This is a genomic window from Nocardiopsis sp. L17-MgMaSL7, from assembly GCF_003182025.1.
GTDB lineage: Bacteria > Actinomycetota > Actinomycetes > Streptosporangiales > Streptosporangiaceae > Nocardiopsis > Nocardiopsis prasina.
In genome coordinates, this window is the sequence record NZ_QGTF01000009.1 from 279,450 (window position 1) to 298,790 (window position 19,341).

Annotated in this window: 18 protein-coding genes; 9 read left to right on the forward strand and 9 right to left on the reverse strand. The window is 70.2% G+C overall.

Annotated features, from left to right (window positions below; all coding sequences use genetic code 11):
- Positions 1-59: 59 nt before the first annotated feature.
- Complete coding sequence (locus tag BDW27_RS18130; protein ID WP_017545583.1) at positions 60-824, forward strand: HAD-IIA family hydrolase; 765 nt, start codon at positions 60-62, stop codon at positions 822-824.
- A 107-nt stretch (positions 825-931) separates the two neighbouring features.
- Here the strand turns inward: BDW27_RS18130 and BDW27_RS18135 are convergent, their stop codons facing one another.
- Positions 932-1,315, reverse strand: a complete 384-nt coding sequence (locus BDW27_RS18135; protein WP_017535724.1) for an RNA polymerase-binding protein RbpA — start codon at positions 1,313-1,315, stop codon at positions 932-934.
- 656 nt (positions 1,316-1,971) lie between these two features.
- Between BDW27_RS18135 and BDW27_RS18140 the strand changes: the two genes are divergently transcribed.
- The 6 genes from BDW27_RS18140 (at position 1,972) to BDW27_RS18165 (ending at position 7,208) form a co-directional block, all read left to right on the forward strand.
- Positions 1,972-3,324 carry an ATP-binding protein gene (locus BDW27_RS18140; protein WP_199560696.1) on the forward strand — a complete coding sequence of 451 codons (1,353 nt, stop codon included), beginning with the start codon at positions 1,972-1,974 and terminating at the stop codon, positions 3,322-3,324.
- Positions 3,324-3,728: a roadblock/LC7 domain-containing protein gene (locus BDW27_RS18145; protein ID WP_017545585.1), complete on the forward strand. Its 405-nt coding sequence runs from the start codon at positions 3,324-3,326 to the stop codon at positions 3,726-3,728. The genes BDW27_RS18140 and BDW27_RS18145 overlap by 1 nt, the downstream gene beginning before the upstream one ends.
- On the forward strand, positions 3,725-4,081 hold the full coding sequence (locus BDW27_RS18150; RefSeq protein WP_049579794.1) for a DUF742 domain-containing protein: 357 nt from the start codon (positions 3,725-3,727) through the stop codon (positions 4,079-4,081). Before BDW27_RS18145 ends, BDW27_RS18150 begins: the two co-directional genes overlap by 4 nt.
- A complete protein-coding gene (locus BDW27_RS18155) occupies positions 4,062-4,676 on the forward strand; it encodes an ATP/GTP-binding protein (RefSeq protein WP_026129446.1) in 615 nt (204 codons plus the stop codon). The genes BDW27_RS18150 and BDW27_RS18155 overlap by 20 nt, the downstream gene beginning before the upstream one ends.
- On the forward strand, positions 4,673-5,890 hold the full coding sequence (locus BDW27_RS18160) for a cytochrome P450 (protein WP_110050463.1): 1,218 nt from the start codon (positions 4,673-4,675) through the stop codon (positions 5,888-5,890). Before BDW27_RS18155 ends, BDW27_RS18160 begins: the two co-directional genes overlap by 4 nt.
- A gap of 73 nt (positions 5,891-5,963) precedes the next feature.
- Complete coding sequence (locus BDW27_RS18165; protein WP_110050465.1) at positions 5,964-7,208, forward strand: cytochrome P450; 1,245 nt, start codon at positions 5,964-5,966, stop codon at positions 7,206-7,208.
- 115 nt (positions 7,209-7,323) lie between these two features.
- Here BDW27_RS18165 and BDW27_RS18170 read toward each other — a convergent pair whose 3' ends face one another.
- The 3 genes from BDW27_RS18170 to BDW27_RS18180 form a co-directional block, all read right to left on the reverse strand.
- Positions 7,324-7,683, reverse strand: coding sequence for a metalloregulator ArsR/SmtB family transcription factor (locus BDW27_RS18170; protein WP_017545590.1), 360 nt, complete (start codon positions 7,681-7,683; stop codon positions 7,324-7,326).
- A gap of 9 nt (positions 7,684-7,692) precedes the next feature.
- Entirely contained in the window at positions 7,693-9,072 is a 1,380-nt protein-coding gene (locus BDW27_RS18175) for an MFS transporter (RefSeq protein WP_110050467.1), read from the reverse strand.
- A gap of 588 nt (positions 9,073-9,660) precedes the next feature.
- Positions 9,661-11,235, reverse strand: coding sequence for an MFS transporter (locus tag BDW27_RS18180; protein ID WP_110050468.1), 1,575 nt, complete (start codon positions 11,233-11,235; stop codon positions 9,661-9,663).
- Positions 11,236-11,349: 114 nt separating this feature from the next.
- Between BDW27_RS18180 and BDW27_RS18185 the strand changes: the two genes are divergently transcribed.
- Entirely contained in the window at positions 11,350-11,994 is a 645-nt protein-coding gene (locus tag BDW27_RS18185) for a TetR/AcrR family transcriptional regulator (RefSeq protein WP_158543592.1), read from the forward strand.
- A gap of 284 nt (positions 11,995-12,278) precedes the next feature.
- Here BDW27_RS18185 and BDW27_RS18190 read toward each other — a convergent pair whose 3' ends face one another.
- From BDW27_RS18190 to BDW27_RS18210, 5 genes are all read right to left on the reverse strand, one after another.
- A complete protein-coding gene (locus BDW27_RS18190) occupies positions 12,279-13,655 on the reverse strand; it encodes a nucleobase:cation symporter-2 family protein (protein WP_110050472.1) in 1,377 nt (458 codons plus the stop codon).
- Between the two features lie 330 nt (positions 13,656-13,985).
- Positions 13,986-15,191, reverse strand: coding sequence for a hypothetical protein (locus BDW27_RS18195; protein WP_110050473.1), 1,206 nt, complete (start codon positions 15,189-15,191; stop codon positions 13,986-13,988).
- Positions 15,188-16,420: a hypothetical protein gene (locus BDW27_RS18200; protein ID WP_146223275.1), complete on the reverse strand. Its 1,233-nt coding sequence runs from the start codon at positions 16,418-16,420 to the stop codon at positions 15,188-15,190. The genes BDW27_RS18195 and BDW27_RS18200 overlap by 4 nt, the downstream gene beginning before the upstream one ends.
- The gene (locus tag BDW27_RS18205) at positions 16,417-17,118 is read right to left on the reverse strand and encodes a hypothetical protein (protein WP_017545595.1); all 702 of its coding nucleotides are present in this window, start codon (positions 17,116-17,118) and stop codon (positions 16,417-16,419) included. Before BDW27_RS18205 ends, BDW27_RS18200 begins: the two co-directional genes overlap by 4 nt.
- A 75-nt stretch (positions 17,119-17,193) precedes the next feature.
- Positions 17,194-18,879, reverse strand: a complete 1,686-nt coding sequence (locus BDW27_RS18210; RefSeq protein ID WP_110050477.1) for an ATP-binding cassette domain-containing protein — start codon at positions 18,877-18,879, stop codon at positions 17,194-17,196.
- 268 nt (positions 18,880-19,147) lie between these two features.
- Here BDW27_RS18210 and BDW27_RS27830 point away from each other — a divergent pair.
- The coding region (locus tag BDW27_RS27830; RefSeq protein ID WP_233515799.1) for a trehalase-like domain-containing protein at positions 19,148-19,341 on the forward strand (194 nt) is incomplete at its 3' end.

The following is a 19,341-nucleotide window of genomic DNA, read 5'->3' on the forward strand; positions in this document are numbered from 1 at the left end:
TTAGTGGTCCGTACCTGCACAATGGGCACGTGAGCAACGAGTGGAACTACCTTTTCGACATGGACGGCGTGCTCGTACGCGAGGAGCACCTGATCCCCGGAGCGGACACGCTCATCGCGGAGCTGCGCGAGCAGGGGACCCCGTTCATGGTGTTGACGAACAACTCCATCTACACCCCGCGCGACCTGCGGGCGCGACTGCTCAACACCGGGCTGGACATCCCCGAGGAGTCCATCTGGACCTCCGCGCTGGCCACGGCCCAGTTCCTCCAGACCCAGCGCCCCGGTGGCTCGGCCTACGTGGTCGGTGAGTCGGGTCTGACCACCGCCCTGCACAACGTGGGCTACGTGATGACCGAACGCGACCCGGACTACGTGGTGCTGGGCGAGACCCGCACGTACAGCTTCGAGGCCATCACCCGCGCCATCCGCCTGGTGCGCAACGGCGCGCGGTTCATCGCCACCAACCCCGACGAGACCGGGCCCAGCGCCGAGGGTCCGCTGCCCGCGACCGGCGCGGTCGCCGCGCTGATCGAGAAGGCCACCGGCCGCCGCCCCTACTTCGTGGGCAAGCCGAACCCCCTCATGATGCGGTCGGCTCTGCGCAGGATCGGGGCGCACTCGGAGAACACCCTGATGGTCGGCGACCGCATGGACACCGACGTGCTCAGCGGCCTGGAGGCCGGTCTCCAGACCGTCCTGGTGCTCTCGGGCATCTCCGGACGCGACACCGCCGACCAGTTCCCGTACCGGCCCACCCGCGTGATCGGGTCGGTCAAGGAGCTCGTGGGCCACACCCAGGACCCCTTCGGTACCGGGGCCTGACCGGGCCTCTCCCGAAATTCGATTCCCGGACACGACGACGGGGGCGGTGGACCATGTCCACCGCCCCCGTATCCGTCGTGGGGCAGGCCGTCGGGGCCGTCCCAGGGTCAGGCGCTCTGCCGCTGCTTGGCGATCTCCTCGACCTTCGCCGCCTCTTCACGGCGACGGGCGCGGAGCAGTTCCAGCCGCTCGGCGAGAACCTCTTCCAGGTCCTCCATGCTGCGGCGTTCCAACAGCATGTCCCAGTGGGTACGGACCGGTTTGGTGTTCTTGGGCTCCTCGCCGCCGCCGTCACGACGCAGTGCGCGGTCGCCGCAGAAACGGCATTCCCATTCGGCGGGGATTTCGGCCTCGGTCGCGAAGGTGACCGAGAAGCGGTGACCCCGGGTACAGTCGTAGGTGACTTCCTGCCGGGGAGCCAGGTCGGTGTTGCGGTCGTTCTCGTAGCTCGTCGCCCCGAGCCGTGTGCCGCGAAGTGCTCGCTCGGCCATCGTGTGGGTGCCTCCAGGCGCTTGTGCGGTCTCGCGGGGTGTAACGCGTCGGTCCACGTCAAGATTCCCCACTGACCTGAGGTCGAACCTCCTCGGCGGACGCGGGAGCCCGCCCGAGCCGTGAGGCCCCGCCCCGCCGGGCCCGTCCGGTGGTGGTGACCTGCACCACTCCGAACGTGCGGCCTTCGAAGTCCCCGCCTCCACTCCGACTCACCCGATCCCGGGTTCCACACCGCCAGCCCGTCATGCCGTCGCGGGGTACCCGGTTCACCGCTGTTGCCAGTCGCGGTGGTTGGCGGCGGCGGGTTTTCGGACAGTTCCGTATTCGCGCGTTCGCGCAGTTCAGGAAAGGTTCTTCGGTTTCGTCCGGTGTTCTGTGCCGATTCCCCGGATGGCCGCTTCCCGGTCCGGTGTGGAGTTGTATGGACCCCCGGGCGGTATCACTGACTTTGTCGGTTAACTCAGGTATTCGTCATTGTTCTGGCATGGGAGCCGGTTGGGGCAGGTGGTATCTTTGCTCGCTGTGTGAACAAAGGGCAGGTTGAAGACCTTAACGCCGCCTATGTAACACAACAGTGCACGTGGGCTGAGGATGCCCGATCGGCGTGCTCTTAGGCGTGTGTAAATAGTGAGGACGTGTCCGGACATGGAGCGCCATGACTGACCAAACCCCCCGTCCCGACGGAGCGCCGCCAGTGGGCGCGACCGCCCCGCGCTGGCTGCTCGTCCTGGTACCGGCCCTGCCAGCCTGGGGGTGGGCGCTCTGGGCCACCCGACCCGACGCATGGGTCCCGGTCCTGGCTGCTGGAGGGGTCGCGCTCGCGCTGATCCTCGTCCTCGCCCTCCTCCTGGCACGCAGGGACCGTCAGGTCGCCGAGCTCCGCGCCCGGGTGGACACGGCCCGCTCCCAGACCGCCGCGCTCTCCGTAGAGCTCCTGCCCCGCATGGTCGAGCAGCTGCGGTCCGGCGACTCCGCAGACACCGTCCTGCACCGGATGCCCGACGTCGCGGACCCCGCGATCTCCGCCGTCCTGCGGAGCGTGGCCGCCGAGGTCTCCGCCTCCGAGCGCCGCCGCTCCGCCGCCATGGCCGCCTGCGCCACCGCCGCGGGACGGGTCCAGGCGCTGTCCACCACCATGCTCGCCGACCTGCGCCGCATGCAGGAACGCCACGGCGACGGCGACGCCGGGACCGACGTCCTCGGCGACCTCATGCAACTGGACCACACCACCGCGCAGACCGGCCGGGTCGCCGACAGCATCGCGATCCTCACCGGTGCGCGGTCGGGGCGTCGCTGGGGCCGCGCCATCCCCATGGAGAGCGTCCTGCGCGGAGCCATGGGCCGAATCGGCGCCTACCAGCGGGTGCGCACCCACAGTGTCACCAACCTGGCGGTCGCCGGGTTCGCAGCCGAGGGCGTCATCCACGCCCTCGCCGAGATCCTCGACAACGCGGCCAAGTTCTCCCCGCCCACCGCCGAGGTCCACGTGCACGTGGAGGAGGTGCAGGCAGGCATCGCCGTCATGGTCGAGGACGGCGGCCTCGTCATGGGTGAGGAAGCGCTGCGCCGGGCCCGCGCTGCGGTCCGCGACGGCCTCGACATCACCACCATCTCCGGGACCCGCCTGGGACTGTCGGTCGTCGGCCGTATCGCCCAGCGCTACGGTCTCGAGGTCTCCTTCCGCTCCTCCTCCAGGGGAGGCACAGCCGTGGTCCTGCTCCTGCCGCAGCGCATCGTCAAACCGCTGCCCGCCAGCGTCCCCGCACAGCCGATCACCGTTCCCGAGCCCTCCTCCCGCGAGACGGCGGCCCCTCCCGCCGACACGGCCCCCGCCCCCAGAGCGGACAGCGGGCTGCCGATGCGTCGCCGGGGGCAGTCCCTCGCGGCGGCGGAACGCAACCGGCCCGCCCCCAAGGAGGCCGGGCCCCGTACTCCCTCCACGGGGTTCGGCGCGTTCCGCTCCGCCGTGCGCGGCCAGGAGACGACCGACTCACCGAAGGAAGCATGATGGACCTCAAGACGCTGACCTGGCTGCTCGAAGGCCTGCTGGAACGCACCCCCGGCACCCGCCACGCGCTGGTGCTCTCCCGGGACGGCCTCAAGCTGTGCCACACCTCAGGATTGGGCAACGACAGCGCCGACCACCTGGCCGCGATCGCCGCGGGGGTGCAGAGCCTGGCGCACAGCGCCTCGGTGGAGTTCGGCGACGGCCGGGGCGGGGTCCGACAGGCCATGGCCGAGTTCTACGGCGGTCTCCTCTTCATCGTCGAGGCGGGGCACGGCACACACCTGGCGGTCATCACCAACGGGGAGGCCGAACCGGGTCTGGTCGGCCACAACATGAACGAACTGGTCGAGCAGATGGGTGAGCACCTGACCACGCCGTCCCGAGCCGGGGCCGAAGCCGAGTGAGCCCGTACCGACGGGAGAGCCCGGACCGGCTCTACATCATCACCTCGGGCCGCAGCCGAGGCGGCGACGAGTCCCTGGACGCCGTCACCCTCATCGTCACGGAGAGCGCGCCCGTCCCCGGGATGCAGTCCGAGCACGCAGCCATCCTGCGCCTGTGCGTGAGCCCCATGGCGGTGGTGGAGGTCGCCGCGCACCTGCGCCTGCCCGTGGCGGTCACACGCATCCTGCTCACCGACCTCCTCGACACCGGCCGGGTGAGCGCCCGCCACCCGGCCCCGGCGCCCTCACCGGCGCACCCCCTGGCCTCCCCGGACGTGTTGGAGAAGGTGCTCGTTGCACTCCACAACCTCTGAACCCGCTCACACCGACCAGCAGGTGACCCCGCTGGCGGACAGTACCGAACAGGCCCTGAAGATCGCCGTGGTCGGCGGTTTCGGGGTCGGCAAGACCACCATGGTCAGCTCCGTCAGCGAGATCCGCCCGCTGACCACCGAGGAGACCATGACCCGGGCCGGGACGGGCATCGACGACCTGGAGGGGGTCGAGGGCAAGCGCACCACCACCGTCGCCTTCGACTTCGGCCGCATCACCCTCGACGCCACCTCGGTCCTCTACCTGTTCGGCGCTCCCGGACAGGAACGCTTCTGGTTCCTGTGGGACCGACTGTTCACCGGCGCGCTGGGAGCGGTCGTCCTGGTCGACACACGGCGTCTGGAGGACTGCTTCTACGCCATCGACCGCCTGGAGGACCAGGGCACGCCCTTCGTCGTGGCGCACAACGACTTCGGCGAGTCCGAGCACTCCCTCGAGGACGTCCGCACCGCCCTGGACCTGGACCCGGGCATCCCCCTGCTGCGCTGTGACGCCCGAGAGCGCGGCTCGGCCAAGAAGGTGCTCATCGCCCTGGTGGAGCACGTGCGTTCCCTGATCACGGAAGGTCCCCGATGACCGGCTGCCCCGTCCGGATGTACGGACCCGAGTTCCAGTCCGACCCGGGCGGTCTCTACGAGAGGATGCGGTCCGAACACGGGCCGGTCGTGCCCGTGCGGATGGAGGGCGACATCCCCGCGTGGCTGGTCGTCGGCTACCGGGAACTGCACCAGGTGATGAACGACACCACCGTGTTCGCGCGCAGTTCCAGCCGCTGGAACGCGTGGCACCTGGTCCCCGCCGACTGGCCGATGCTGCCCATGGTGATCCAGCTGCCGTCGGTGCTCTACACCGAGGGGGCCGAGCACCGCCGCCGCACCGGTGCGCTCACCGACGCCCTGTCCGGCACCGACCTGCACGAGCTGCGCACCACCACCGCGCGCATGGCCGACCGGCTCATCGACGCCTTCTGCGCCACCGAGGGCACGGACCTGCGCACCTCGTACACGGCACGGCTGCCCGCGCTCGTGCTCAGCTGGATGTACGGGCTGGACGACGTGCGAGGCGACCACCTCGCCGACAACATGAACACCATGATCGACGGCGGCCCCGACGCCATGGTCGCCCAGCAGACACTGATGGCCGCCATGAGTGAACTGGTGGCGGACCGCCGTGTCAGGCCCGGGCCCGACGTGGTCTCCCGGCTGCTCGCCCACCCCGCCGGGTACAGCGACGAGGAGGCGGTCCCGGAGCTCATCGTCCTGCTGGGCGGCGGCAACCAGCCGACCGCCGAGTGGCTGGGCAACGCGCTGCGGCTGATGTTCACCGACGACCGGTTCGGCGCGTCCATCGCCGGCGCCCGCAACAGCGTGCAGGAGGCCCTCAACGAGGTCCTGTGGGAGGACACCCCCACCCAGATCCACGCCGGTCGCTTCGCCGCGCACGACGTCGAGCTGGGAGGCCAGCTCATCCGCCAGGGAGACCTCGTGCTCCTCGGGATATCCGGCGCCAACCGGGACCCGCTCGTGCGCTCCACGGCGGGCCGGATCGGTGACCGGGGCAGCCAGGCCCATCTGTCGTTCTCGCACGGGCCCCACCAGTGCCCCTACCCGGCCCGGGAGATCGCCGAGATCATCGCCGTCACCGGTGTCGAGGTGCTGGTCGACCGGCTCCCCGACATCGAACTCGCCGTTCCCGCCGGGGAACTGCGCTGGCGCCCCTCCCCATGGGTGCGAGGGGTCGCCTCCCTCCCCGTGACCTTCACACCGACCGACCCGTACGGGGGCCTCTGACCGCAACGGCCCCCGAGTGCCCCCGATCCCCGCGTACCCCACCATCCCCCGTACCGACCCGAGGAGTGCACCGATGTCCTGTCCCGTTGAGCACGGATCCGGCGGAATCGTCACGCTGGACCCCTACGTCAAGAACCTGCGCGCCGAACGCGAGTACCTCCACGCCGCCGGACCGGTCACCCGCGTGGAGCTGCCCGACGGGGTGACCGCCTGGGCCGTCACCCGGCACGAGGCCGCGCGCGCGGCGCTGACCGACCCCCGGCTGGTGAAGGACATCGCCCACTGGGACGACTTCCAGAAGGGTCGCATCCCCGAAGCGTGGCCGCTGATGAGCACCATCCCGCCCACCCCCACCAATCTCCTGGGCACCGACGGCGCCGAGCACAAGCGCCTGCGCCTGCTCACCGCCAAGGCCTTCTCGGCCCGCAGCGTGGAGCGCCTGCGCCCCCGGGTCCACGACCTGACCGTGGAGCTGCTGGACGGTCTGGAGACCGGGGCCCACGAGCCGCTGGACCTCAAGAACGAGTTCGCCTTCAAGCTCCCCATGAGCGTGATCGGTGAGCTCTACGGCGTGGACGCGGCCGAACACGGCTACCTGCGCGACATGTACGTGAAGTTCTTCAGCGCGGTCACCGGTCCCGAGGAGTTCCTGGAGACCTACGCGACCCTGGAGCGCTACTACGAGGGCATGATCGCGGACAAGCGCGCCAACCCGGGCGAGGACCTGACCACCGAACTCCTCAACGCCGGTGAGAACGGTGACGCCCTCACCGACCTGGAGGTGCGCGGAACCCTCCAGGTGGTCGTGGCCGCCGGGCACGAGACCACGGTGAACCTGCTGTGCAACGCCGTGCGCGCCCTGCTGGCCCACCCTGAGCAGTTCGACCTGGTCAAGGAGGGCCGGGTCGGCTGGGACACGGTGGTGGAGGAGACCCTGCGCTTCGACCCGCCCACCTCCAACATGATCTTCCGGTTCGCCACGGAGGACGTGGAGCTCGGCGGGCAGACCATCCGCAAGGGCGAGGCCCTGATGACCTCCTACGGCGCGATCAGCCGCGACCGCGACGAGCACGGCGAGGAGCCGCACCCGGACACCTTCGACCTGACCCGGGAGAAGGGGCGCCACATCTCCTTCGGGTACGGGCCGCACGTGTGCCCGGGCTCCCATCTGGCCCGGATGGAGGGACAGATCGCCCTGCCCCTGCTGTTCGAGCGCTTCCCCGACCTCAGGCTGGCCGTCGCGGACGAGGAGCTGGAGCACCACCCCTCCATCGTGGTCAACAGCATGAAGGAGCTGCCGGTCGTACTGCGTCCGTAGTCCCGGACGGGAGCGGTCGGGGCCCGGGGGCCGTTCCGCGAACGACGGAGCGGCCCCGGTCGACGGGCGCGTCGAGCGCTTGTGGGCGGATGAGCGATCCGGTGATGATCGTGGTTCAGGAGTGGGGAGGTTCTCCGGTGACCTGGTGGTCGGCGTAGTTCAACGCTTCCTGTACCAGGCGACGCAGGTGGCCGTCGGGCATGGAGTAGACGATGTGGCGGCTCTCCCGTCGGGAGACCACCAGGCCGGCCAGTCGGAGTTTGGCCAGGTGCTGGCTGATCGACGTGCGTGAGGCGTCGGTGTGCTGGCTCAGGGTGGTGACGTCCGCGTCCCCGCGTGCCAGGGTCCACAGCAGGTGGAGGCGGGTGGGTTCGGCCAGCATCTGAAACACGGACGCGGCCACGGAGAGCTGTTCGCCTTGGGGGGCGTCTTCGTGGAAGAGGCTCTGGGTCATCGCCTTGTCATCGCTGCTCACCCTTGCATCCTAGGCGACAGTGGGGCCTGGGTCAGCGGTGGTGTGGACGAAGCGGGGCCAGCGCGGGTGCAGTTCGTCGACAAGGAACTCGTGCCGGTGCCGGTACCCGGACCCCACCCACTCGGCGTCCGCCAGGTGCGGATGGTCCGGTCCGAGCTCGGTGTGCAGGTGGGTCAGCGGGCCCGGCTCGCCCGCCCGCCACAGATGGACCGCCACGGCCGAGGCGAACAGAGCCACCACCGAGAAGACCGACAGCGTGGTGGGGATCCCCACGAGGACACCCAGCCAACCGGCCGCGGGGTAGGTGAGCAGGAAACAGGCGTGGGAGAGCGAGAAGTGCGCGGCGAACAGAGCGGGCCGGTCCTCTTGTGTGCAGGAGCGGCGCAACAGACGCGCCGAGGGGGTCAACACCAAGGAGGTGCCAGCTCCGAGGAGCACCCAGGAAGCCAGCAGGAGTGGCCACAGCAGGCCTTCGGGTGCCAGGACGCTTCCCGCCGCGGCGCCGCCCAGCGTCGCTGCGAGAACGAACCCGGCGGGCAGCATCACCGCGCGGTCGCTCACCCGGTCCAGCAGCCGTGGCAGAACCAGGGCGACGATCATGGACCCGGCCCCGAAGGAGCCGAGAGCGATGGCCACCTCCTGATCCCCCCGGTCCAGGGTCTCGCGCACGATCACGATCGTGTTCACCAGGACCACAGCCGTGGCCGCCGCCACCGCCATGTCCAGGGCCAGCAGAGCCCGCAGACGCGGGGTCGCGACGAAGATGCGTGCCCCCAGCGTGGTGGAACGCCAGAAGCCCTCCTTGCGCCGCTGCGGGGAGGGGCGGGGCAGGGTGACGGAGAGAACCAGCAGTGCCGAGGCGCAGAACCCCAGGACAGTACCGGTGAACAGGCCCTGGTAGGTGGTCGCCAGCAACAGTGCGGCCGCGAGGGTGGGGCTGAACAGGTTCTCCAGGTCGTAGGCCAGGCGTGACAGGGAGAGCGCCCGGGTGTACTCGCGTTCGTCGGGCAGCACGTCGGGGATGGTGGCCTGGAAGACGGGGGTGAAGGCGGCGGAGGCGCACTGCAGGAGGAGGATGAGCGCGTAGACCTGCCAGATGGCGTCGACGAACGGCAGGCACAGGGCGGCGCCAGCCCGTACCAGGTCCGAGCCCACCAGGAAGGCCCGGCGGGGAAGGCGTGCGGCCAGGGCTCCGACCATCGGGCCCACGCTGACGTAGGCGACCATCTTGATGGTCAGAGCGGTGCCCAGCACCGAACCGGCGTTGGCACCGGCCAGATCGTAGGCGAGCAGGGACAGCGCGACCGTGGCCAAGCCGGTGCCCACCAGGGCGATCAGCTGGGCCGAGAACAGCCGTCGGTAGGCGCGGTTGTGTAGGACTCCCAGCACGTTTGTGCCTTTCACTCGGGTTGGTGGCACGGGAGCCACAGAATACACATAGGTGCGCATGTGTGCACATGTGAACCTGTTGGGTGGTCGCTGTCGGCGGTTCGACGCGGGGTGCCCTGGCGTTCCGAGTGGCTGGGCCCTGGGGGTGTTGTGGTCCGCGGCATCGGTCACCTCGGCCACCGAAGGAGAACGCCTGTCCGACTCCGCGTCCACGAGTTGAACACGTTCTCCCGGAGAGAAGGCCCCGGCCCCGAGGGCGAAGACCAGAACGTTCCACGACCCCGTGAAACACGAGGCGCGGGCCGGGATGCGCCTCGACCCGCACCAGAAGTCCACCGTGCGTGAGTGGGAACCGGGTCTTCCTGGGATCGTTTTCCGGGATCGGGGGAACTCGTGTGATCGGCCGGCTTCGGCCAGTGGACTCCCGTTACCCGGTGGTGTGTCCTCGGCCCCGTAGCGGCGGGCCAGGGTGTGGAAACCCTCCCTGGGTTCCCCGTGGCCGCCGTCGTGGGCCAGTCAGCCCCCGCAGTGCCCTCTCGCGGGGACTGACCTTGAGGAACCTCGTGAAGCTCGCGCTGTCCGAGCCGGTCAGTGCATGACGACGGTGTCCTCCGAGGAGTGTTCGCCCCGGCGCACCAGGAGAGCGGCCACCATGCCGATGAGCGCCATGACCACCGCCACCGACATCGCCTGGGTCATACCCGCGACGAAAGTGGTGTGTCCGGCCTCCACGATCGCCTCGACGGTGGCGGGATCGGTCCCTTCGGGCACCGGGACCTCTCCCTGGGAGACACGTTCGGCGCGGTCCAGGACGAACTGGGCCTGCTCCGGGGCGACCTCTCTCGCGGACAGCTCACCGGCCAGCCCTGCGGCGACCGATGTCGACAGCAGGGTGGTGAGCACTGCGGTGCCCATGACCCCGCCCATCTGGGAGGCGGTCTGCTGCAAGCCGCCCGCGACACTGCTCAGCTCGGGGCGCACGTTGCTGACCAGGGCGTCGGTGCTGGCGACCGAGACCATGCCGATTCCCAGACCCATGCCGATGAGCCATGGCCACAGCGCGTGGTAGGTGCTCTCGACCTGGAGTTGGGAGAGGCCGAAGGCCGAGACCGCCACGATCGCCATGCCGATGAGCAGCGCGGGCCGGGGACCCACCCGGGCGTTGAGCTGGCCCACCAGGGCCGAGGCCACGGCCAGGGCGGCGGTCAGCGGCATGACCTGCATTCCTGCCTCGAAGGCGCTGGCTCCCTGGACGCGCTGCATGTACAGGGTCAGGAAGAACAGGGTGCCGTAGAGGGTGAAGAAGGCGAGGACCACCAGCAGCGCTGCGGCCGGGACGGTGCGATTGGCGAAGACGGAAAGGTCCAACAGAGGCTCGGCGGCCCGGCGCTGACGCCACACGAACAGCGCCCCCAGGACCACGGCCGAGCCGAGGTAGAGGAGCATGTCGGCTCCGATGTGTCCATGCTCGGCTTGGAGCACGCCCCAGGCGAGGCTGACCATGGCCAGCGCCAGCAGGAGCGCGCCCAGGGTGTCCAGGCCTCCGCTCCGCGCGGAGCCCGGTTGGTCGCGCAGGTGCAGGACGCCCAGGATCAGTGCGAGGACACCGATGGGCACGTTGATGAGGAAAACCGACTGCCATCCCTGGATCTGGACCAGCAGGCCGGCGACCACCGGGCCCGCCGCGGCCGCGATGGCCGTGCATCCGCTCCAGATCGCCAGCGCCCGACTCAGGGCGGGGCCGGAGAAGGTGGCTCGGAGCAGTCCCACCCCGGCGGGCATGATGAGCGCGCCCGCCAAGCCCTGGACCACGCGCCACAGGATGAGCGTGTTGATGCTGGTGGACAGGGCGATCATCAGGGAGGAGAACGTGAACAGGCCGATGCCGGTGAGCCAGAAACCCTTGCGGGAGTAGCGGTCGGCGGCGCGGCCGAAGACGACCAGGGTCGAGGCGATCGCCAGCAGGTAGGCGTTGGTGACCCATTGCAGGCCGGACAGGGTGGGTTGCAGGTCGGCGGCGATGTCGGGGTTGGCCACGGAGATGACGGTGCCGTCCAGGGCGACGATGGCGGCGCCCAGGCTCACCACGGTCAGAACGATTCCGGGTCGGGCGGAGCGCGGTGTGACCGCTCCGGTGTCCTCTGTCGAGGAGGGGTGGTGCATGAGAACTCACAATGCTTGCCGCTGTCCATGTGGCAGCTACTGACATTAAGCGTGCGTCTGCAATCATGGCACGAGTAAGGGCGGGCCGACTACCGCCCGAGTGAAGGGGTGATGATGACCAGGGACACGACAAGGACGACGCCGAGCCGCCCCAACCTGCGGGAGAGGCAGAAGCGGCGCACGCGCTCGGAGATCAGCCAGGTGGCACTCGAACTCTTCGAGGAGCGGGGGGTGGAGCGCACCATGGTCGACGACATCGTGGAGCGGGCGGAGGTCTCTCAGCGGACCTTCTTCCGACACTTCGCCACCAAGGAGGACGCGGCGCTGCTCATTCACCACGACTTCGGCGTGGCGCTGCGCCGCTATCTCGACCAGGGGGGTCGGAGTTCTCCGCTGTCCACGCTCTGCGGGGTCTACTCGCGGGTGTTGGCGGACTACGGCCGCGGCGAGGGGGAGGCGGCCCAGCAGATGTTGCGGGTCAGGGCGTTGATGCTCACCAGCCCGGCACTGCACACCGCAGGACTGCGCCTGGACACGCAGAGGGCCCAGGAGTTGCTGGAGTACTTCATGGCCGAGGGGGAGTGGAGCGTGGAGCGGGAGCTGGGGGTTCGGATGGCAGTGGAGACGACCGCGGCGGCGGTGCGGGTGACCCTGAAAGTCTGGAACGACCTGTACAACAGTGCCACCCCCGCCGACGCCGCAGAGCTGTTCGACCAGGTTCTGGCCAGCGCGGGAATCGACCCGGGAGCGAACGGGTGAGTGGGTTCGGGAAGCACCACGCGTCCTGGCGGCGCCGCCACATCCGCTGGGCGGAGGTGACGGCGCGGCCCGAGTGATCGTCGGCACTCAGCGCACTGCGGTCCACCTCGCGAAGTCGAGTTCGCGCGAGGCCGGTCCGTGCTGGTGGGTCACACGGTAGGCACCTCGTCCGTTGTCGTGGGTGATGTGGGCGGCCCAGTACTGGCGGCCGTCGTAGGTGGAGCCGGTGGTGGCCCGGCCCCGTGTCCGTAGTCGGCGGTGTGGCGCCCTGGTGGTGACGCGGCTCAGTCCACGGGAGCTGGCTCGGCCCGCTGTAGCCGAGCCTTACCCCCCAGGACGTTGAAGACCACGTTGAGCACCAACGCGGAGGCGGTGGCCGTGACGATGCCCGAGTGCAGGATCATCGTGGCCCAGTCCGGGAAGGTGGCGAAGAAGTCGGGCGAGACAATCGACAGGACGCCGAAGCCGAGTGAGACGGCCACGATCACCATGTTCTGGTTGTCCTCGTAGTCCACCCTGCCGAGCGTCTGGATCCCGGCGGCCGCCACCGAACCGAACAGCACCAGACCGGCACCGCCCAGGACGGGGGAGGGGATCATCGCGACGACCCGGCCCAGGATCGGGAAGAGGCCCATGACGAGCAGCAGGACGGCGCCAGCGGCCACCACGTAGCGGCTGCGCACCTTGTTGAGCGCGATCAGGCCGATGTTCTGGCTGAACGTGCTGCCCGGGAAGGAGTTGAACAGCGGACCGACGACAGCGGTCGCGGCGTCGGCGCGCAGGCCGTCGGCCAGGCGGCGTCCGTCCACCTTGCTGCCCACGACCGCGCTCACCGCGAGGATGTCGGCCATGCCCTCGGACAGGATCACGATCATCATCACGCACATCGTGATGATCGCGGCGACCTGGAACTCCGGCGGGCCGAAGTGGAAGGGCGTGGGCAGGGAGAAGACCGGCCCCGTGCCGACCGAGCCGAAGTCGACCGCCCCGATGGCGGCGGCCAGCAGGGTGCCCAGCACCATGCCCAGGAGGATGGAGGCGCGGCCCCACACCCCGCGCAGCACCCTGGACAGCACCAGGATGATCAGCAGGGTCGACCCGCCCAGCAGCAGGTTCGTGTCGGAGGGGGCGCCGGTCTCGCTGTTGTCGGTGATCCAGCCGATCGCGACGGGAATCAGGGAGAGTCCGACGACGGTGATCACGCTGCCGGTGACCACCGGGGGGAAGAACCGGATCAGGCTGGCCATCACGGGTGCGATGAGGATGCCGAACAGACCGGCGACGATCGAGGCGCCGAAGACGGCGGGCAGGCCGCTGGACTCACCGATCGCGGTCATCGCGGTGATGGGGATGAACGACGCACCGATCACCAGCGGCATGCGCATGCCGAAGCGCCACACGCCCAGCGTCTGGACCAGTGTCATCAGACCGGCGACCAACAGGGCCGCGCTGATGATCAGACCCGTCTCCAACGGGTCCAGTCCCACCGCGGCGGCCATGATGAGCGGCGGGGTCACGACACCGGCGTACAGGGCGAGGATGTGCTGGATGCCGTAGGTGACCAGGAACCGCAGCGGCGGACGCTCGTCCTCGGGCCGCTCGGTGGCGTCGGGAGCCCGGCCGTCGGACACAGTGTCCGAGCCGCCCTTGGGGAACTTCATCGTGGTGGGGCCTTCCGGTGTGGATCGATCGCGCTCCAAATCATCGGATGATCTGAAATGACATGCAAATTCGGGGGGTTCGACTGGAGGAAGACACAAAAGCACACGGCTCCGACCCCGTCACCGTTTGTGGTGTGCACCGATGGTGGACGGTCTCCTCCCGAGCCCGCGCCGAGCGCCGCACCTCCCGCCCCCACAGGCTTCCCGAGAGCGGTGGGGCCCCGGACGCGCGTCGGGGCCCGACCGCGGACACCTCCACGACCGGGCCCCGACGTGACGAAGAACGCCCTCCCGGCGTCCGCCGCCGACCCGTGCGACGGACACCCGGACTCAGCCCCGGGCACCACCGCTCAGGACCCGCTCGACCAGATCCGGGGCGAGCGTGCCGTACCCGGTCGCCGCCCACACACTCTGCTCGGCGGGTACCGCGTAGTACGGCGACGGCAGGCCATAGGAGGAGTCCAGGACGGCCCTCGGGGGCACGTGGGCGTGGACGTCGCGTCGGCAGTCGGGGCAGGCCGGGACCGTCGTCGCGCGAGGACTGGCTGGCACCCGCAGGCTGGCCGGGGCCTTCACACCCTGGTGCCGGGGGTCGAAGAAGCAGTGGCGAGGGGACGGCCCAGCGGTCAGCGCCGCTTCGCAGTGGTCCAGGAGTACGCGCACCCCGACCAGGTCGGACACGTCACCGGCGGTGTCCAGCACACGCGCGGCGGCCTCGTAGGCGGCCAGGGCCTTCGCCGCCCGCGAGCGCGGACCCTTGAAGCCTGCCACCCTGCGACCGTACGAGGGCAGGTCCCGGGCGAGTTCCCGGCGCAGCTCCTCCCGGGCGGCGGAGTCCACCGTGTCGACCACGGCCTCGGAGAGAGGGACGACCCGGACCGGTCGGAGCGCGCGTCGGCGCAGGGCCCACACGGCGAGGCCCACCAGCGGGAGCGCGGCGAGCAGCACGACCACGAGGGAGAGCGCGCGACCACCCGGGTCACCGTCCGACGACATCCGTTCGTACTCGCGAGCCGCCGCCTCCTCGTCGCCCAGCAGGTCCAAGGCGATGTCGAGCCGATCGCCCAGGTCGGCGCGGGCCAGGTCCGGGCGTTGGTTGACCACCGCCAGAACCATCCGCACCGTGTCCGAGGAGGGGCCGGGTACCTTGTCCCCCTCGGAACGCACGGAGATCACGGTGAGACCGTCTCCGACGAGCAGGAACGTGCCCTCCGCTTCACTCCGGTTGACCACGGCGGTGCCCATGGACCTGGGCGCGTTGGGCCAGGGAGTCACGGCGAGGTACACGCCCGGAAGCTCCTCGGTGACGCGGTCGTTCAGATCCCGGGCCCGGTCCTCGGACAGCACCAACGACGACTCGGTGCTGACGTACCTGTCGGGGTGGACGTAGACGGGCTCCTCGGCCAGGTGCTCGGCGACCACCAGCGGAGAGAGGATCCGGCTCGTGGCGTTCGCGTCGGAGGGTAGGGCGGCCGAGGCGGGTACGGGCCACAACACCAGCAGGGAGACGAACAGGGCGGTGAGGGTTCGGGTCATGATCGGACTCCCAGCAGTGTTCGGGCCTGAGCGAACGGCTCCCGGCCGTCCAGAGCGATCATGGTCCAGGGGTCGTCCATGTCGGACACGTGGACGCGGCGTCCGCCGTGACGGAGGTACATGGCCTCTCCTCGGGCGTTCGGCGTGTCCGCGCACGCCTCGCACACCCTCCACCGGCGCAGAGTGGCGTCCAGATGGAAGTCGCGCCGCTCCGTGGCAGGGGAGTGCAGGGGATTGTTCCGGCAGGGGACTCCGCTCGCGAAGGGATGGGCGAGCGCCCGCCGCCCGTGTCGGGCCAGGACCAGGCCGCAGACCAGTGCCGTGGCCGGAAGGCCACGGGAGCAGGCGATGAGCCCGGCGGCGTCGTAGGCCTCCCGTGCGCGCGGCAGCCCGGGGTGGTCCGATGGGGTCGCCTCGAACTCCCGGCGCAGTGAGCGAAGCTCCCTGGCCAACCTGTTCCGGATCCGGCTGCGGGAGCCGCGGCTCGCGAGCGCGAACCAGGCTCCGGAGACCTGGTCGGGCGCGGGGGAGGTGAACCGGGCGGACCACCTCAGGTACACGCCGGCCACCGCGAGACCGAGCACCGCTCCTGGAATGGCCAGTTCCCACCCTCGTCCGACCCGCGACGTCGGGAGCTGGGTCTCCTGCTCCACGTCGGGGGCGGCGTCACGGGTGAGCGGTGTGGCCTCCACGGGGGTCCTCGGAGACTCCTCCAGTTCGGCGACGACAGCGCTGACGGTGTCCACGGGTCTGAGGGCGCGCGGCAGGGCCGCATCGTCGATCACGGGGGTGACGGGGCTGTCGAAGGCCGCCGTGGCCAACCGGCCGTCCGTCGTCACCGCCACGTAGACCCCGGGAGCGCCGCTCACCTCGTGCAGGGCGTGCAGGAAGAGGGTCGGCTGGCCGCCGGTCTCGTCCGTGGGCGGAGCGGCGTACATGACCACGTACAGGGGGACGTCGCCGTCGAGGGCGTCCGCGACCTGGCCCGCCATCGCGAGCCGGACCTCCTCATCGGGTTGTACCGGCAACAGATGGCTCACGTGGACCGGGTTCTGTTCGAGTTCCTCGGCCACGCGTGCGACCCGGGTCAGGTCCTCGATCTCCGCCACGGTGCTCGGCCCCTCGGACGAGGTACGCGCCATTGCCGCCGCGCCTGGAAGCAGTACGGATGTCAGCAGCGCCGACGCCACCAGGGCCGAGGCCGGACCCGGGAGACTTGGCAGGTTCACCGCGCACCCGCCCCACGACGCCGGAGCACCGTCACCCCGCCGCCCACCACCAGGGCGGCGCACACGCCGCTGACGACGAAACCGACCGAGGACGGCCAGGTGACGGTGAGCCAGCGCTGGGACGGAAACCCCGCCGCGACGGAGTCCGGCTCTGGTTCCCCTCCGACACTCCGGACGAACTCGGTCCTGGCGCGGGCGGTGCGTTCGTCCAGGTCCGAGTAGGAGGCGGCACGCAGCAGCCGGTCCAGCTGGTCGCGCGGATCCTCAGGGTAGGCACCCGTGTAGGACGTGTAGTCCGCGGCCTTCGAGGGAAGCCCCGCCGCGCGCAGAGCCGAGGCGTGCACGTGGTTCGTGTGCGGTGAGAACACCACGACTGAGCGTTTGCTGATGTGGTGTACCTCGTCGGCCAACCAGTCGAGGTCGGCGTCGGTGGGGTGGGCGACCACCAGGACGTCCAGGGGCACGCCCTCCTCGTGCACGCGCGCACGCAGGTCGTCGGCGAGTTCCCAGCGGTCGAGGTGACCGGCGAGTTCCTCGCTGACGAACACGCCGTCATGGCGGTCCAACATGTCGGCGTAGAACCCCGGTGACTCCTCGCTGGGGTGGGCGTGGGCCGGTGTGGCGGAGGCCGCGACCACGAGCGCGACGAGGGAGAACAGCAGCGGCAGGGGGCTCCAGCGGCCTGGGGGATACGGCATGGGGTGCCTTCTTCTCATTTTCTGTTGTTTTGTACCAGAATATGTTGCCCCTGCCGCCGGGGCGCGGCCCGCCCTCTACCTGGCTCGTCGGACCCGGGTCTCGTCCCACACCGGCTCGTCCGCCTCGTACACCCGACCGTCGGCGCCGAACACCACGAAACGGTCGAAGCCCCGCGCGAACCAGCGGTCGTGCGTGACCGCCAGGACCGTCCCCTGGTAGGCGTCCAGCGCCGCCTCCAACGCCTCCGCCGATACCACGTCCAGGTTGTCCGTGGGTTCGTCGAGCAGCAGCATCGTCGTTCCCGACAGCTCCAGCAACAGCACCTGGAACCGGGCCTGCTGGCCTCCGGAGAGGGTGTCGAACGGCTGCTCGGCGCTGAGGGCCAGCTCGTAGCGGTCCAGGGCCCGGCCCGCCTCGTCGCGGGGCAGGCCCCGGCGGTGTCCCTGACCGCTGTGCAGGATGTCCAGCAGCGTGCGCCCCAGGAACTCCGGGTGCTCGTGGGTCTGCGCGAACCAGCCTGGCAGCACCCGGGCGCCCAACCGGGCCCGCCCGGTGTGCGGAACCGGTGCGATCCCGGCCCGCTCCTCCTCCGGGACCAGCGAGGACTCGGGGTCGTCGCCACCACCGGCGAGCAACCGCAGGAAGTGCGACTTGCCCGAACCGTTGGAGCCCAGCACCGCGACCCGCTCGTCGTACCAGACCTCCAGGTCGAAGGGGCGCATCAGCCCGGTGAGCTCCAGCTTCTCGCACACCAGGGCGCGCTTGCCGGTGCGCCCGCCGCGCAGCCGCATCCGCAGGTTCTGGTCCCGGGGCTGCTGCTGGGGCGGCCCCGCCTCCTCGAACCGGCTCAACCGGGTCCGCGCGGACTGGTACCTGGTGGCCATGTCCGAGTTGTAGGAGGCCTTCTGCTTGTACATGGAGACCAGCGCCCTGAGCTTGGCGTGCTCCTCGTCCCACCGCTTGCGCAGCTCGTCCAGGCGGGCGAACCGCTCGCTCCGGGCCTCGTGGTAGGTGTTGAAGGCCCCGCCGTGCACCCACGTGTCGTTGCCCGCCGCGCCCAGCTCCACCGTGACGATCCGGTCGGGGACCCGGCTGAGCAGCTCGCGGTCGTGCGAGACGAACAGAACCGACTTGGGGGTGGCGCGCAGCGCCTCCTCCAGCCAGCGCTTGCCGGGCACGTCCAGGTAGTTGTCCGGCTCGTCCAACAACAGGACCGGCGCCGGTCCGCGCAGCAGCGCCTCGACCACCAGCCGTTTCTGTTCACCGCCGGAGAGCGTGCGCACCTCCCGCCACCGGCAGCGTTCGTAGGCCACACCCAGGGCGGCCACACAGCACTGGTCCCACACCACCTCGGCCTCGTAGCCTCCGGCGTCGCCGTACCGGGCGATCGCCTCCGCGTAGCGCATCTGCGTGGCCTCGTCCTCGGAGAGCATCATGGCCCCCTCGGCCGTCTCCAGGTCCGCGTGGGCCCGGCGCACCGGCGCGGGGGCGACCGACACCAGGAGTTCGTGCACGGTGGTGGCGTCGCGCACGTGTCCCACGAACTGAGGCATCACCCCCAGTTCGCCGTCGACGGTGACCGCGCCCGACTGGGGCGTGAACTCACCGCGCACCAGACGCAGCAGGGTGCTCTTGCCCGCGCCGTTGGCGCCCACGAGCGCGGTCTTGGACCCCTCGCCGACCCGGAACGACACCCCGTCCAGCAGCACCCTCCCGTCGGGGAGGGTGTGTGTCACCTGGTTGACGTCGACGTAGCCCACGACCGCTCTTCCTGTTGCTCACGAATTCCGCGCACGCTTCGGCGGTGCGGAAGGTCAGCGTTCCACGGGGGTTCGCGCCCCGGCAATCGGTTTTCCCTGGAAGGACCGGGCCCGGACCTTAAGAGTCCCTTAGCTGACACCTAAGGTCCGGTGAAACCCGCTGTGTGCCTGTTCACCCCTGTTCTAGGTTCTTCTCGCCGGGCAGTGAACCGGTGTGTTCGGGGACGACGTGGTCCCCGGACCCGAAGGCGCGGAGAAAGGCGGCGGGGTGACTCTCACACAGGGAGCTGCGGGCACACACGAGGCGACGGGGGCTGCCCCGGAACATCGGGCCTGTTGCGCCGAACCTCGCGAGCGGCCGGTCCCGATCGAGCGCATGTCGATGCTCTCCAACCAGGCCTCCGTGGCGCTGCTGGGCCCGGACGCGCGCCTGCTCTGGTTCTGCCACCCCGAGCCGGACTC